Source organism: Herbaspirillum sp. Her4 (assembly GCF_057961335.1).
On record NZ_CM176330.1, the window covers coordinates 2,596,085 to 2,611,029 of the forward strand.

The 14,945-nt window shown below is 62.9% G+C and carries 10 protein-coding genes; 5 read left to right on the forward strand and 5 right to left on the reverse strand.

All coding sequences use genetic code 11. The features are described 5' to 3' along the window. Window positions 1-434: 434 nt before the first annotated feature. The gene (locus tag ACWFUC_RS11775; protein ID WP_489624964.1) at window positions 435-2,024 is read right to left on the reverse strand and encodes a sensor domain-containing diguanylate cyclase; all 1,590 of its coding nucleotides are present in this window, start codon (window positions 2,022-2,024) and stop codon (window positions 435-437) included. A 429-nt stretch (window positions 2,025-2,453) separates the two neighbouring features. On the opposite strand from ACWFUC_RS11775, the gene ACWFUC_RS11780 reads away from it, so the two are divergent. After that, a complete protein-coding gene (locus ACWFUC_RS11780; protein ID WP_134221756.1) occupies window positions 2,454-4,181 on the forward strand; it encodes a methyl-accepting chemotaxis protein in 1,728 nt (575 codons plus the stop codon). Between the two features lie 238 nt (window positions 4,182-4,419). Here the strand turns inward: ACWFUC_RS11780 and ACWFUC_RS11785 are convergent, their stop codons facing one another. After that, window positions 4,420-5,418, reverse strand: coding sequence for a MerR family transcriptional regulator (locus tag ACWFUC_RS11785; protein WP_489624965.1), 999 nt, complete (start codon window positions 5,416-5,418; stop codon window positions 4,420-4,422). Between the two features lie 253 nt (window positions 5,419-5,671). Between ACWFUC_RS11785 and ACWFUC_RS11790 the strand changes: the two genes are divergently transcribed. The 3 genes from ACWFUC_RS11790 to ACWFUC_RS11800 all read left to right on the forward strand — a co-directional run bounded on the left by ACWFUC_RS11790 (window position 5,672) and on the right by ACWFUC_RS11800 (window position 9,568). After that, window positions 5,672-7,405 carry a methyl-accepting chemotaxis protein gene (locus ACWFUC_RS11790; RefSeq protein WP_489624966.1) on the forward strand — a complete coding sequence of 578 codons (1,734 nt, stop codon included), beginning with the start codon at window positions 5,672-5,674 and terminating at the stop codon, window positions 7,403-7,405. 13 nt (window positions 7,406-7,418) lie between these two features. After that, entirely contained in the window at window positions 7,419-9,230 is a 1,812-nt protein-coding gene (locus ACWFUC_RS11795; protein WP_489624967.1) for a putative bifunctional diguanylate cyclase/phosphodiesterase, read from the forward strand. A 110-nt stretch (window positions 9,231-9,340) separates the two neighbouring features. Next, entirely contained in the window at window positions 9,341-9,568 is a 228-nt protein-coding gene (locus tag ACWFUC_RS11800; RefSeq protein ID WP_051057645.1) for a hypothetical protein, read from the forward strand. Here ACWFUC_RS11800 and ACWFUC_RS11805 read toward each other — a convergent pair. Both ACWFUC_RS11805 and ACWFUC_RS11810 read right to left on the reverse strand, forming a co-directional pair. Then, on the reverse strand, window positions 9,565-12,291 hold the full coding sequence (locus ACWFUC_RS11805) for a hybrid sensor histidine kinase/response regulator (protein WP_489624968.1): 2,727 nt from the start codon (window positions 12,289-12,291) through the stop codon (window positions 9,565-9,567). The two genes, ACWFUC_RS11800 and ACWFUC_RS11805, sit on opposite strands and share 4 nt — an antisense overlap. Window positions 12,292-12,301: 10 nt before the next feature. Continuing rightward, the gene (locus ACWFUC_RS11810; protein WP_039788738.1) at window positions 12,302-13,096 is read right to left on the reverse strand and encodes a response regulator transcription factor; all 795 of its coding nucleotides are present in this window, start codon (window positions 13,094-13,096) and stop codon (window positions 12,302-12,304) included. A 508-nt stretch (window positions 13,097-13,604) separates the two neighbouring features. Between ACWFUC_RS11810 and ACWFUC_RS11815 the strand changes: the two genes are divergently transcribed. Beyond that, window positions 13,605-14,279, forward strand: coding sequence for a response regulator transcription factor (locus tag ACWFUC_RS11815; protein WP_121038170.1), 675 nt, complete (start codon window positions 13,605-13,607; stop codon window positions 14,277-14,279). An 18-nt stretch (window positions 14,280-14,297) separates the two neighbouring features. Here ACWFUC_RS11815 and ACWFUC_RS11820 read toward each other — a convergent pair whose 3' ends face one another. Then, window positions 14,298-14,882, reverse strand: a complete 585-nt coding sequence (locus ACWFUC_RS11820; RefSeq protein WP_134134723.1) for a flavin reductase family protein — start codon at window positions 14,880-14,882, stop codon at window positions 14,298-14,300. Between the last annotated feature and the right edge of the window lie 63 nt (window positions 14,883-14,945).

The window sequence follows — 14,945 nt, forward strand, 5'->3', positions numbered from 1 at the left end:
AACATGGCTTCGATCTGGTGCATGGCGCCGAGCGGATCGGACATCAGATGTGAACTCATGCGGGGTTAGAAATGCGAGTAATTTTCGAGGAGGAGGCCGTGGTGGCCATGCTGGTCTCATCACCAGTCCGCTCTTGTCGGGGGGGGCGGGATGCGCTGCAAATTATAAGAGAAATTCACAGTTGTGAAAAAACTGCCTGCGACCATGGATGCGCCGTGCATCTGAGCCCCCTTTTAATCAGCATGGGCAGGCATTTCCGGTCGATTGACTTAGTCCGTTGTGTGACCAAAGTGTAAAGTTTCGATGGAGATTTCGTGACGGGATCGCTCCCGCAGCCAGTATTTTGTCAGCTGCGGAGACATGTTGGTGATCTCATTCGCACCGGATGTCATTCATTTTTATTGCGAGTTCCTCTTTGATTTCTGCGCGCTTCGCTACGAATTTCCTGCGGCCGCATCCGGTTTGATCGAAGGCGTTACCGGACGCGGCAGCTGGCAGTCTTCCACCCGGTCGCGGCCGCGTTCCTTGGCGCGATAGAGTGCGCGGTCAGCTCCCGCGAACAGATCTTCGATGCGCATTTCGGGCCGTGGCACGCAGCTCATCACGCCGGCGCTGATGGTGACCACGCCACCGGCATTGCCCTGATGCGGGATCGCCAGTGCGCGCACACCATCCAGGACTTTCTGGGCGATGCGATGAGCATTGTCGAGATCGGTGTCGGGCAGCAGCAACGCAAATTCCTCACCGCCGTAGCGTGCTGCCAGGTCGCCATGGCGACGTTGCATCCCGCGCAGGGTGCGGGCCACGTCCTGCAGGCAGTAGTCGCCTTGAATATGGCCGTACAGGTCGTTGTACTTCTTGAAGTAATCGACATCGAACATCACCAGCGAGAGGGCGCTCTTGCTGCGGCTGGCATTGCGCATGGCCAGTTGCAGCTGTTCATCCAGGTAGCGCCGGTTGGGAATGCCGGTCATGCCATCCAGCATGGCCTGTGCCCGCAGGTTTTCGGTGAGCAGCTTGAGGGACAGGTTCTTCTTTTCGATCTCTTCTTCGGCGCGATCGCGCATGCGTACCACGCGCAGCAGGTAGGCCGTCAGCAGGCCGACCAGCAGCGCCGCCGAGACGATCACCAGCAATTGCGCACGCTGCGCTTCGCGCCAGTCGGCCAGCATTTCGTCATGGGCCAGAGCGGCCGTGACGAACAGCGGATAGTCCGGCACCCGGGTGAAATAGTTCAGGCGCAGCACGCCATCCTGCGCCGACTGGATCACCGCCCAGCCCGACTGGCGCTGTTGCGCATGATCGCGATAGAGCGGCAGGTCGGCCATGCTCTTGCCGAGGAACTCGCTGCCGTAGGGTCGGCGCAGCAGCATGCTGCCGTCGGTGCTGGCCAGCACCAGTGAGCCCTGCTTGCCGATGTTGAGTTCGTTGAACAGGCGCATGAAGTGGTCCAGGCTCACGCCCACGCGGATGACGCCGGCCGGCTTGCCCTGGCGCAGGCGCTGGCGGGTCACCGGAATGATCCAGCGGCCGGTGACGCTGCTGATGACCGGCGTGCCGATCTGCAGTCCACCGGTCTTGTCCTCCGCACGGCGCTCTCCGCGCGCCATGGCCATTGCCGGTTCCATGCCGGACAGGCCGGCCGGCTCCGCATGGGCGGGCCAGCGCTGCCGGGTGTGGCCCTGCTCGTCGATGACCAGCAGGCTGTCCAGTTCGGGAAAGAGCTGGTTCTGGCGCGTGAGCAGATCTTGCACCAGGCCTTGCAGTTCAGCCGGGGAGAGGCTGCGGCTGCCTTCCAGTCCGGCGATTTCCTGTATCAGCAGATCGGCCGCACGAAAGCTCAGGTTGACCTGGGTAGCCAGGCCGGTGGCGAGGTTGAGGGTGGCGGTCTCGCCGCTCTTGATCGCTGCTTCGCGGCTGCTGAGGCTGCCGTTGAGCAAGGCATAACCAAACAGCGCGCTGCCCAGGATGGCCAGGACCAGCGAGGTGATCCTGACCTTGTTGTTGAGACGTTTGAGGGGCATGGCTTACTCCGGGGGATGTTGGGTGAACGTGTCAATCTGAAATCAAATTAATCAAATTCACCATTTGTATTTTAATGCAAATGCATTTTGATTTCCTTTATTGCAATAGAAAGCCCCTTTTTAAAGGACAGAATGTTGATGTGGATTAAGCCGCTTGTTGCTTTTCGGCAGGCATCGATCGATTCGCGAATTCCTCTCATTTCCTTATGGAATGGCTATTTCCACATGGTAATGCTCACCATTTGTCACGCCTGGATGATTGATCCGGCAACTGTGGCGTGAAAATGCGACGAAATTTCGGCGTTAAAAACATTTTCATCGAATACGTTAAATAAATCGTTTATATTTCTTGCAGTCGGCTGACAAATGTTGGCCCGGCACAGGGGTTTCTTGGGGTTGGCTCAGGTGTAAAAACGAAGAGGGGATGAAATGAAAATCACGGATATCAAGATCAGCGTCCGGTTGGGCGCATGTTTCGCGGCACTCATTGCGGTGATGTGCCTGATCGCGGGAGTGGGCGTCAAGAATTTGTGGTCGGTCAGCGATGCCACCTCGGAAATCGTCAATGACCGCTACGTCAAGGTCGCGCTCGGTGCGCAGATGAGCGACAAGATCAACACGGCCGCCCGCAGCCTGCGCAATGCCATCCTGGCGCGCAATCCGGAGGAGGCGAAGAAATACCTCGACCGGGTCGAGACCAACACCAAGGATGTCGGCGAGATGCTGGTACGGATGGAAAAACTCATCAACACCCCGCGCGGCAGGGAATTGATCGGCGCGCTCAATCAGTCGCGCGACGAATACAGCAAGCACCGCGCCAAGGTCGTGGAATTGATCCAGCAGCAGAAAAAGGATGAGGCAACAGCTTATCTGTTCGATCAGACCATCCCGGTGCAGGACAAGTATTTCGCCGCCCTCAAGAACTTGGCCGAGTTCCAGGTCAGCCTGATGGACAAGGCGGTGGAGCGCGCCAATGACGCATCCAGCAATGCGGTCAACATCATGCTGCTGCTGTCGGCGGCCGCCATCGTGCTCTCGGTGGTGTGTGCCTGGCTGATTACCCGTTCCATCACCCGTCCGCTCAACCAGGCCGTGCAAGTGGCCACCGCCGTGGCGGCCGGTGACCTGACGGTGCAGATCGACAATTCCTCCAAGGATGAAACCGGCGCGCTGCTGGCGTCGCTCAAGGCCATGAACGACAACCTGCACCGCATCGTGACCGAAGTGCGCCAGGGCAGCGATACCATCAATACCGCTTCCGGCGAGATTGCCACCGGCAACCTGGATCTGTCCTCGCGCACCGAGCAGCAAGCCGGTGCGCTGGAAGAAACCGCTTCGGCGATGGAAGAGCTGACCTCCACCGTCAAGCAGAATGCCGACAATGCGCGTCAGGCCAATACCCTGGCCGAAACCGCTTCGCAGGTGGCAATCCAGGGCGGCAGCGTAGTCGGTGAAGTGGTGCAGACCATGAGCCAGATCAACGATGCGTCGCGCAAGATCGTCGACATCATCAGCGTCATCGATGGCATCGCCTTCCAGACCAACATCCTGGCCTTGAATGCCGCCGTGGAAGCGGCCCGGGCCGGCGAGCAGGGGCGCGGTTTCGCGGTGGTGGCTTCTGAAGTGCGGACCCTGGCGCAGCGCAGTGCCGCCGCCGCCAAGGAAATCAAGACATTGATCGACGCCTCGGTGGAGCGCGTGGAAAACGGCAGCCGCCTGGTCGAACAGGCCGGCACCACCATGGATGAAGTGGTGGCCAGCGTCAAGCGCGTCACCGATGTGGTGGCCGAGATCACCGCCGCCAGCGGCGAACAGAGCGATGGCATCGAGCAGATCAACCAGGCCATCGTGCAGATGGATGAAGTGACCCAGCAGAATGCTGCGCTGGTGGAAGAGGCGGCCGCCGCTGCGCAATCGCTGCAGGAGCAGTCGGGCCGTCTGGTGGAAACGGTCAGCATCTTCAAGCTGAGCAACCATGAAACGCGTCGTCCGGTACCGGTGGCTGCTACCGCGGCACGCACCGTGGACGTCACGCCCCGTGCTGCAGCACTGCCGCGCAAGCCGGCAGCCAAGGCCAGCGCACCGGCCAAGGCTCTGCCGGTTGCGCAGCCAGCCCTTAAGCCGGCCGCTGCTGAAGGGGATTGGGAACAGTTCTGAAGGGCCAGCTCAATCCCGCAAGGGGAGGGTTTGGCGAGCAGCGCGTCCATTGGGCGCGCTGTTTTTTTGTATTGATTCAAGCCTGCATTGAGGCCTGAATCCAAGCGTGAATGAAGGGCAGAACTGTGGCGTGAATCCGCACGTGGATTGAAGCGTGAATTCACGTGCGAATTTTGCACCAGATCCTGTACAGAATTCTGTCCCCAATTCGGACCGGCCTCATCCCGGTCAACTGTGCTTACGTCAGCGAAATTCCCTTGAAGCGCGCCAGCTTTTGCAGTGCGTCTTCCAGCGGCAGGCGCGCGCGTCCGGCGGCAATGCGCAGTTCCCGATGCAGTTCGGCTTCCTCGGTCGTGTCGTCTTCGCACTGGCGGCTGTAGCGTTCGAATCCGGCCAGTGCCGTCAGCAGTTCGGCCAGATGGCGCGGACATTCACATTGCATGCGATCGGACTGGTCCGACACCGACGCCAGGGCGCTCTCGCTGAAGCGCGGCTCCGGCACCCATTCGTCCTCGCCCGGTGTCTGCGCGGCCGCTGGTTCCATGCGCCGGATCATCTCGCACAGCCACTCCACATCGATCCCTTCCACCGCCTTGCGCACCACCCGATGCCCGGCTTCGCGCAGGCGCACCACCATCTCCGGCGAGCCGAAGCGATACAGGATCAGTACCGGTACCTGCACGCCGTCGCGGCGCAGCCCCTCCAGCCGCTGATCGAGATCGCTGTCGAGAACCGTGCTTTCCAGCAGCAGCAGGTCGCCCTCGAACTGCCTGAGGTCGAGTTCATCCAGGCTCTCGACAGCCATGATGACGCTCAATTGCCGATGCGCCAGCGCCTGGCCGACCGCCTTGGTGGCAATCCAGGGGCCGACCAGGGCCAGCCGCGTGACCGGGCCGGCCTGCCGCTCGTGGCTGCCGCTGCCCTCGGCAGGCAGGCTCTGCGCCAGCGCCTGCAGGTCCTGCGGGGGCAGCGTGGCCAGCTTGCCGATGCGATGGCCGGCATCCACCAGTGTCTTGATCCAGGCCAGGCGTTGCATGTCTTCCTGCGAATACAGGCGCTGGCCGCCGCCGCTGTGCTGCGAGGAGGTGATGCCGTAACGATGTTCCCAAGCACGCAGCGTCTCGACTGCCATGCCCAACTGGCGCGCCACCGCGCCGGGGCGCAGCAGCGGCAGGTCGGACAGCTCGGCTGTTTCTGCTGCGGGAGCCGGTGAAGAGGGGGCTTGTTGGTTCGTCATTGTCGTATTTCCAATGAAAAATATTTTTGTAATGTACGGATATTTTTTAAATATATCTGTTCAGAGTCGTTGCAAAGCAAATTTGTTGCACGCTGAAAAAGATATTTTATCGTTTGTTTTCGTGATTATTTTGAGTGTGTCACGCTTTTGCCTGAATGTGAAACATCGTGATCAACAACAAGAATCGGCCCGCTCCCCGTGGACACGTGTCGATCCATTCGAGAAACCTTGCATCCCCCCGGAAAGAACCATCATGAAAATATCGGACCTGAAAATCGGCACTCGCCTCTATATCGGCTTCGGAATGGTTTCCGCCATCCTGGTCATCCTGGTCAGTGTGGCCTATGCCAATTTTGCGCGGCTGGGTGTGGCCACGGACATGAACATCCATAGCTACGAGGCAAGGGCAGAAATGCAGGCGATGCTCGAAAGCCTGATCAATATGGAAACGGGCGCGCGCGGTTTCGCCCTGACCGGCAACGAAGCTTCGCTGGAGCCGATGCAGCAGGGCCTGGCCAGTTTCAAAACGCATCTGGACAAGGCCCGTCAGCTCACCGTGGATAACCCGACCCAGCAACAGCGCTTGCAGCAAGTGGCGGAAGCCGAACAGCGCTGGGTGAGCACGGCCATTGAGCCCACCGTCGCCCTGCGCCGCGCCGTGCGTGACGGGCGCGAGGACATGAGCAAGCTGGTGGCCTTTGTACAGGCTGGCCGCGGCAAAGCCGAAATGGACAACATGCGCGCCATCTTTGCCGAGATGGACCGCATGGAAAGCGGTCTGCAACAAGAGCGCAGCGACCAGGCCGATGCACTGGAAGCGCTCACCGGCAAGACCCTCATCATCGGCGGCGTGGTCGCGGTGGTGCTGGCGCTGCTGCTGGCCTGGTGGCTGGCCAACAACATCACCCGTCCGCTGGCCGTGGCCGTGCGCCTGGCACGCCAGGTGGCAGGCGGTGACCTGACCGCCCGCATCGACGTGCGTTCCCGTGACGAAACCGGCGAGCTCCTCAGCGCACTGAAGGACATGAATGCCAGCCTGGTTACCATCGTCTCTGGTGTGCGCCGTGGTACCGACATGATCGCCACCGCCTCCTCGCAGATTGCCAGCGGCAACCTGGACCTGTCCTCGCGCACCGAACAACAGGCCAGCTCGCTGGAAGAGACCGCATCCTCGATGGAAGAACTGACCTCCACCGTGCAGCAGAACAGCGCCAATGCACGCGAAGCCAACCGCATGGCGCAGGCCGCCTCCGACATCGCCAGCAGCGGTGGCGGCGTGGTCAGCCGCGTGGTGGAAACCATGGAAGAAATCAATGCCTCCTCGCGCAAGATCGTCGACATCATCAGCGTGATTGACGGTATCGCTTTCCAGACCAATATCCTGGCCTTGAACGCCGCCGTGGAAGCGGCACGCGCCGGTGAGCAGGGGCGCGGTTTCGCCGTGGTCGCGACCGAAGTGCGCAGCCTGGCCCAGCGTTCGGCCGCCGCTGCCAAGGAAATCAAGGCGCTCATCAGCGACTCGGTGGCCAAGGTCGAGTCGGGCAGCGTGCTGGTCAATGAAGCCGGTGACACCATGCGCGAGATCGTCGAGAGCGTGCAGCGCGTGACCGGCATGATCAACGAGATCAGCGCGGCCGGTGAAGAACAGCGTTCCGGCATCGAGCAGGTGAGCCAGGCGGTCGGCCAGATGGATCAGGTCACGCAGCAGAATGCAGCCCTGGTCGAAGAAGCGGCCGCTGCCTCGCAATCGCTGCAGGAACAGGCGCAGGAACTGGCGCAGGCCGTCAGCGTGTTCCGCCTCGATGCACAGGCCGCCCAGGAGATGGCCATCGACGTAGCTGCCGCCGCAGTGACACCGGCACCGGCGGCCATCAAGAAGGCTCCGGCCACCATCAAGCCGCGCATTGCACCGCGCGAGCCGCGCCTGTCGGCACCGGTGCCCAGCCGCAGTCTGGCGGGCGCTTCCGACGAATGGGTTACTTTCTGATCGCCACGCCACCATGCACGCCGACCTCCTCCGATTGACCGCCCCCTTGTCGGGGCAAGCCGGGCAAGCCGAACGGGAGCGTGAGCGCCTGGCCGTGCTCGATACCTACTGCGTGCTGGATACCCATCCCGATGTGCTGTGCGATCTGGTGACCGAACTGGCGGCCACGCTGTTCAACACCGAGATCGCACTGGTCTCGCTGGTCGCTGAGAACCGCCAGTGGTTCAAGTCGCGGCGCGGTCTGGATGCGCCGGGCACACCGCGCTCGCAGTCCTTCTGCAGCCATGTGATCGAGCGGGATCAGGTCATGGTGGTGCTGGATGCGACGCAGGACCCGCGCTTCGCCGACAACCCGCTGGTGACCGGTGAGCCCGGCATCCGCTTCTATGCCGGGGCCCCGCTGCAGGCCAGCGATGGCGTGCGGCTGGGGACGCTGTGCGTGATCGGCAAGTCGCCACGCGCCGCCTTCGGTGATGCTGATCGGACCAAGCTGACGCAGCTGGCGGCCATCGTGATGGCACGGCTGGAGATCCTGCGGGTATCCAACTACGTCGACAGCCTGACTTCCTTGCCCAATCGCAGCCGCCTGACCGCCGACCTGCACAGTCTCGCTACGCTGGGGCAGGACGGCGAGGGCCTGTCGGGCAAGTTGACGGCGATGGCGGTCGACATCTGTGATCGCGTGTACCTGCGCGACATGGTCAAGGCGCTGGGCTGGGATTACGTGGAAGGTTTCTTGATCCAGGCCAAGGAACAACTGCGCCAGTCGCTGGGTGAGGTGGCGCTCTATCGCATCGGCACCACCACCTTTGCTTACCTGGAGCGGCGCGACATCTGGCAGCAACAGGTGGAGCAGATCGAACGTGCCTTCGCCGGTACCGTCGAGTACCAGGGTATTCCGCATCGGCTGGAAATTTCCGTGGGCATCGTGCCGCTGGGACAGTGTGAAGACATCGACGAACTGGTGCCCTCGCTGTTGACGGCAGCTGACATGGCACGTGATTGCGGCAGCCTGCAATGCCGCTATGAACAGCCGCTTGGCAAGCAGCAGAAGCATTCCTTCGAACTGCTGTCGGCCATTCCCGGCGCGCTGCTCACGGGCGACCAGCTGTGGCTGGAATACCAGCCCAAGATCGCGCTGGCCTCGGGCCATTGCGTCGGGGTGGAGGCGCTGCTGCGCTGGCGCCATCCGGTGCATGGGCTGATCTCGCCGGCCCTCTTCATTCCGCTGGCCGAGAAGACCGCGCTGATTCGCCAGGTGACACTGTGGGTGCTGCAACATGGCATCGAGCAGGCGGCGACGTGGGCGCGCCGGGGGCGGGCGATTCCGGTGGCCATCAACGTATCGGCCCGCGACTTCGACAATGATGATCTGGTACTGGCACTGGCAATGCAGTTGCAGCGGCATCGCATTCCGGCCGGGCTGATCGAGATCGAGTTCACCGAAAGCGCGATGAGCAAGAACCCCGAGGCGCTCTACGGGCGGATCCAGGAAATCAAGCGCCTGGGCGTGAAGGTGGCCATCGATGATTTCGGGGCCGGCTTCAGCAACCTTAGCTATCTCAAGAACATTCCGGCGGACTACCTCAAAATCGACCAGTCCTTCATCCGCAACATGGAAAGCAATTACTCGGACCAGCAGATCGTGCCTTCGATGATTCACCTCGGGCAGAAGCTGGGCTTTGCCGTCGTAGCCGAAGGCGTGGAAACCGAGAAGTGCCGCCGCATCCTGCATCACCTCGGGTGCGAATACGGACAGGGCTACGGCATCGCCCGCCCGATGGCGGCCGCCGATACCTGGGACTGGATCTCGGCGCGCGATTGAGCCGCGCCCATCAACGCTGCCGGCGGCGCATGCCCAAAAAGGAGGGGGCTTGCGGTGAGGATTGGTGAGGCGTATATTTCCGGATAGAAATATAAATCTGGAGACTTTACGTGACAATCCGACCGGTCCCCCTCCCGTTCGCATGGTTCGCCGTTCTCGTCTTGGCCGTGGTGCTGCCGCTGATGCTGGGCGCGTGCAGCCGTTCGCCAAAGGAGCAACTGGCGTTCCAGCACGCGGAAGAGCAATACCAGATCAACCAGCGCAATGCCGAGCTGGCGCGCAGTCGGCCCGAGGGGGACTCCTCGCGGGACGATGAACGGAGCCGGGAGCGCGATTAAGCCTCGCCCCCCGTCTCTTGCCGCATGGCTTGATCATCGCGGCACAGCGCCTCCAGCCGGTCCAGATCCGCAGTGATCACCCATTGCCGCGCCAGCACAGCAAAACTTTCATACGCGGGATTCTGCTGCTGCAGCGTATCGCACCAATCCAGCAAGTCCGACACCGCGCCCATCGCGATGAGCGCCAGCGCCTGCTGCAGCTTTTCCGGCGGTGGATGCTGCAAGGGCAGGGGAGCGGCATCGTCATCGGCTGAGGCCGCCTCCGGATGCAAGCCCAGCAGGCGACCGATGGTCTCCTGCAGTTCCAGAAAATTGACCGGCTTGAGCAGGCAGGCATCGAAACGTTCACCCGGCTCATCGCTCGGCGCCGGCTGCAGCGTGGCTGACAGCAGCAGCACCGGGACTTGCGGCAGATGCCGGCGTACTGCTTGCAGCACGGCGTCGCCATGCAGGCCCGGCAGCTGGTAATCGGTCAGCACCAGCGCCAATGCGGGCGCCTCCGGGAGGGCAATACGGGCGATGGCGCTTTCCGCATCGGCCAGCAATTCCACCGCGAAGCCGACGCTGGCCAGCTGGTCGCCCAGCAATTGCGCGATGTCGGCATGATCTTCTACCACCAGCGCCAGGCGGCCCTGGCCATCGATGAGGAGGCGGCCATTGGCGTCTTCCGGCGCATCATGGCGGGCGATGTCGCGCTCGCTGGAGATGGCGGCCGGCAGGCGCAGCGTCATCGTCGTGCCTTCGCCGGGCCGGCTGGACAGCATCACCTGGCCGCCCATCTGCTGCATCCACTGGCGCACGATGGACAGCCCCATGCCGATACCCGGCTGCGAGCGGTCGGCGTTGGCCCGTTCGAAGGGTTCAAACACCCGGGTCTGGAAATGTGCAGGGATGCCGCTGCCGGTATCGCGTACCTGCATCTCCATGACGCCCATCTCGGATTTCGCCGAGGCCGGATGCCAGAGGATCTGCAGCACGATGCGGCCGTCCCGGGTGTACTTGGCGGCGTTGTCCAGCAGGTTGCCGAGGATGCGCCGCAGTCGCCGGGCGTCGATGGCGAGCACCGGTGGCAGCGTCGGGTCCACCTGCAGATGAAAGGAATTGTGCTGGCGCTCGGCCAGCAGGGCCGCTTCCTGGCCGATCTCCTGCAGCAGGGCGTGGGCATAGACCGGGGCAGCGTGCGGCAGATCGGGGCGATCGCCGCGGGCATAGTCGATCAGGTCGTTGACCATGGCCAGCATGTGGCGGGCGCTGCGCACGATGATGCGGCCATGGCGCGCACGCTCGCCGCCGCCGGTCTGCAGCATGTCGGCAAAGCCGAGGATGGAAGTCAGCGGTGTGCGCAGGTCGTGGCTGATGCGGGTGAGGAATCCGGTCTTGGCGCGGTTGGCCTGGTCGGCCGCCGCCAGCGCTTCGCGCAGCTCGCGGGTGCGGGTCGCCACCGCCTGTTCCAGCTTGAGTTGCTCGCGCACACGCATATACAGCATGGCCCATTGCATCTGCTCATGCTTGCGATGCAGTTCCAGCGCGCGGCCGATGATCGCCACGGTGGCCAGGCACAGCAGTCCCATCTGGAACAGCGCCGCGAAATGCCAGTCCGGCAGCAGGCTGCGGTCGACCAGGCCATTGAGTTCGAGCAGCTTGACCGACAGGCCCAGCCAGGCCACCGCAAAGGACAGCGTCAGCAATCGGGCGTGCGGCAGTCCATGCCACCAGGCATGCAGCATCGAGGCCAGCCAGATCACATAGGCGAGGGCACCAGTGGCATTGGCCAGCGGCGCGGTGACGCGATAATCGCCCAGCGCGGTCCAGCCGATGATCACCGACAGCAGCACGTACAACGTGCGATAGACGATCTGCCAGCCACGCAATCGCTCCATTCCGACCAGCACCTCGCTCATGCGCACGTAGAGCAGGGTGGCCGCGCATCCCAGGGTGGCCGGGGCACGCACCTGCCATGCACCGCCCGCGGGAAACAGGTAGCGATAGAGATAGCCCTGAAACGTCCAGATATAAGCCAGCGCGATGAGAATCCACGCAGCCATCAGCAGGAAGCCACGGTCGCGCCAGGCGATGCCCTGGATCAGGGCATAGCTCACCAGCAGCAGCGCGCCTCCCAGTACGAAGGCCTGGATAGCCAGTTCGCGTCCTTCCTCTTCGCGATAAGCAGCCGGCTCCCACAGGGCGAGGTTGAGATCGATGGAGGATTCACCGGCGACGCGCAGCACCCACTGGCGCTGCTCGCCGGGAGCCAGTGTCAGAGCGAACAGTGGTGTGCGACTGATGATCTCGCGTTGCGCGAGGGCATGCAGCGTACCGCCGCTGCGTGGCGTGATCTCTGTCGTCGCGACCTCCGCAGGCGTGGCGGGCAGCCAGTACAGGCGCACATCCTGCAGCCGCGCCGAGGCCAGAGTCAGCCAGCGTGTGACAGGCTGGCTGCTGTCGTTGCGCACCGTGCCGCGCAGCCAGAAGGCAGCGCTGCTGTAGCCCTCCTGCAGCATGGGGACGGCGATGGCCTCCCAGTGCGTACTGCCGAGGGCCGCGGCCAGCATGGCGCGGCCTTCAGTGTCGCGCAGTATCTGCACTTGCGGCGTGATGACCACGCGCGAGTCGATCCCCGCCAGCTCGATGGACGGCAGCGCCGGTGCGGCCCGCGCGGCTTGGGGTAGCAGGCTCCAGAGCAACAACGATGGCCACAGCAGCGCTTTACGCAGACGTGACATCGTCCTCTCGTCAGCGCCGGAACTGGCTGGGCGGCATGCCGAAGCGTTCGCGGAAGGCCGTGGAGAAATTGGCCGTGTTGCTGTAGCCCAAGGCCAGTGCGATGGCCCCGATGTCGAGGGTGCTTTCGGAGAGCAGGCGGCGCGCTTCCTTCATGCGCTCCTCGCGCAGGAAGTCGAAGACGGTGACGCCGGCGCAATGCTTGAAGGCGCTGGAGAGGCGGCGTGCATTGGTGCCGACCGCAGCGGCCAGGGCATTGAGTCCCAGCGGCTGGTCCAGCTTGTCCATCATGAGCCGGCGCGCGGCCTGGAATAAGACCATGTCGAAAGTGCTGGAGCCGCCCTGCGTTGCGGAACCGGTGGGCGTCTGCGTGATCGGCGGCAGGTCCGCATGCAGGGTTGAACGCAGATGCACGCACAGGCGCAGCCGCACCTCCTCGAAATCGAAGGGCTTGGTGATGTAGTCCACCGCGCCCACGCTCAGTCCATTGACCTTTTCCTCGGTGGACGCGGCGGCCGAGAGGAAGATCAGCGGAATGTTGCGCGTGCAGGAATTGGCCTTGAGCAGACGGGCGCTGGTGAGTCCGTCGTAGACCGGCATGCGGATGTCCATCAGGATCAGGTCCGGCCGCACGGTCTGCGCCTTGCGGTAGCCATCCTGTCCGTCGCGTGCCACGTAGAGCCGCGCGCCATGGCGCAGCAGGAAGTCCGACAGCAGCATGCGATCTTCCTCGGCGTCGTCGACGACCAGGATGCGCTGTCCGGACAAAGGCCCGGCATAGACCGGGTGGATTGATTTGTAGACCATGTTCGCCTCATCTTGAATGAGCGGGACGTTACCGCGAAAATTCGAAGACACGAAGCGAAAATGGCCGCCCTGAAAATATTTTTCCCGCGATCAAAACTCTGCGGTGGATGAGCAAAACATCGACGAGAAATTCATCGAAAAAGTTCTATATCGACGACAGGGAGGACGCTGCACCAGCCGCCCGGGAGCGAAGAAATGAGCGCCGCTGACGAGGCCCGCCTGGAAAAAAATGAGAGCGCATGGCGACCCGCTGAGAAGCGCTTCCCGCATCGTTGAAGCGATGGATGGCGTCGCACCGAAATATTTTTCCTTGCGCCAGAAAGATGAGACCGGTTCGCAATACCTGCAGGTAAAAACGGAGGGTGTCTTGCGCTAAATTCTTTTCCGGTCATCGGGCTCGCCGACGTTGCAGCAGCACGCCCGGCGGCGAGGCGATGACACCACGAACCCGTGCCCGCAGCAGGTGCGCGGCGTGACGGGAAACGCAATGACATCAGGGGAAATCGCAATGGCCACTATTCTGTTGGTTGAAGACATTTTGAGACACGACCGCAACGCTTGCCTGGCCCGCTTCCTGGAAGACCAGGGGCACAAGGTCAGCCGGATGATGGCGGATGGTGAGGAATTGCTCGCGCCGCTGCAGGATGGCGACATCGCCATCATCCACGTAGGGCGGGCCAGCGCCGCCGGTTATGCGCTCACGCAGCGACTGCGCAGAAGCAACGCGCGCATGGGCATCCTGCTGCTGGCCTCCGAGCACGAGAGCGTGACGGTGCGCATCGCCGGCCTGGAACGCGGTGCCGACTTCTGTGAACCGCTGCCGCAGCGGCTGGAACTGCTCAATGCCTATATCGAGACCATGTTGCGCCGGGTGGTGCCGCAGGCGTGGCAGCTGGATGTGGCCGCACGCACGCTGCGCGCACCGCATCACGATGCGGTGGAAATCAATTCGCGCGAAGTGGCGCTGTTGAAGGCGCTGGCCAGCAGCACCCGCCATGCCGCTGACCGTTGCGCCATTGCCCATGCCTTCGGCGTGGAGTGGGTCAGCTTCGACGAGCGGGTGCTGGAGAAGACCGTCAGCCGCCTGCGCCGCAAGTGGCGCGACAGCACCATGTACGATTTGCCGCTGCGCACCTTGCACGGCGTGGGCTACTGTTTTACGGAAGCGATTCAGGCCTGCTAAGGTTCCCGTTGCGGGAGATCAGACCTGGCGCGCCTGCTGCTGGTTGCCGGCCACCACGAACTTGCCGGCGCCCAGGTGATGCAGGGTGTGGAGGTCGGCATTGTCCGCCGTGAAGTTCCAGTGGCCGTTCTCGAAGATGCGGGCATCGGCGGCGGCACTGACGACTTCCGCGAACAGGGTGTCGTAGGCATCCTCGGTCTGGCCCTGCGGCAGCCAGCGGCATTCCAGCCAGGCGGCGCAGCCTTGTTCGAGGACCGGCACGCCCAGCACCGGGCCGCTGGTGGCCGCGATCCGGTGGCGCGCGAACTTGTCTTCGTCGCGGCCACTGGTGCTGCCGACCGCGTAGCTCAGATCCATCTGTGCCGCACCGGGGATGATGAGGCCGAAGCTGCCCGATTGCCTGATCAATTCACGCGTGAAGGTGCTCTTGTCGATCACCACGGCGATGCGCGGCGGCGTGAATTCCACCGGCATCGACCAGGCGGCAGCCATGATGTTGCGGCGACCCTCATGGGCGCTGGTGATGAGCACGGTCGGGCCGTGGTTGATGAGGCGACTGGCGTGTTCCAGTGCGACGGGGCGGAAGTGGCTGGCTTGTGACATGGACTCCTCGTGCGATAGAAAAATTGGCAAACGCCAAGGATGACACAGAACGCACAGCCTCGC

Excerpts from the sequence above, each read along its gene's own strand:
- ACWFUC_RS11775 (WP_489624964.1), bottom strand. The coding sequence starts at position 2,024 with ATGCCCCTCAAACGTCTCAACAACAAGGTCAGGATCACCTCGCTGGTC.
- ACWFUC_RS11815 (WP_121038170.1), top strand. The coding sequence starts at position 13,605 with ATGGCCACTATTCTGTTGGTTGAAGACATTTTGAGACACGACCGCAAC.
- ACWFUC_RS11810 (WP_039788738.1), bottom strand. The coding sequence starts at position 13,096 with ATGGTCTACAAATCAATCCACCCGGTCTATGCCGGGCCTTTGTCCGGA.
- ACWFUC_RS11780 (WP_134221756.1), top strand. The coding sequence starts at position 2,454 with ATGAAAATCACGGATATCAAGATCAGCGTCCGGTTGGGCGCATGTTTC.
- ACWFUC_RS11820 (WP_134134723.1), bottom strand. The coding sequence starts at position 14,882 with ATGTCACAAGCCAGCCACTTCCGCCCCGTCGCACTGGAACACGCCAGT.
- ACWFUC_RS11790 (WP_489624966.1), top strand. The coding sequence starts at position 5,672 with ATGAAAATATCGGACCTGAAAATCGGCACTCGCCTCTATATCGGCTTC.
- ACWFUC_RS11805 (WP_489624968.1), bottom strand. The coding sequence starts at position 12,291 with ATGTCACGTCTGCGTAAAGCGCTGCTGTGGCCATCGTTGTTGCTCTGG.
- ACWFUC_RS11785 (WP_489624965.1), bottom strand. The coding sequence starts at position 5,418 with ATGACGAACCAACAAGCCCCCTCTTCACCGGCTCCCGCAGCAGAAACA.
- ACWFUC_RS11795 (WP_489624967.1), top strand. The coding sequence starts at position 7,419 with ATGCACGCCGACCTCCTCCGATTGACCGCCCCCTTGTCGGGGCAAGCC.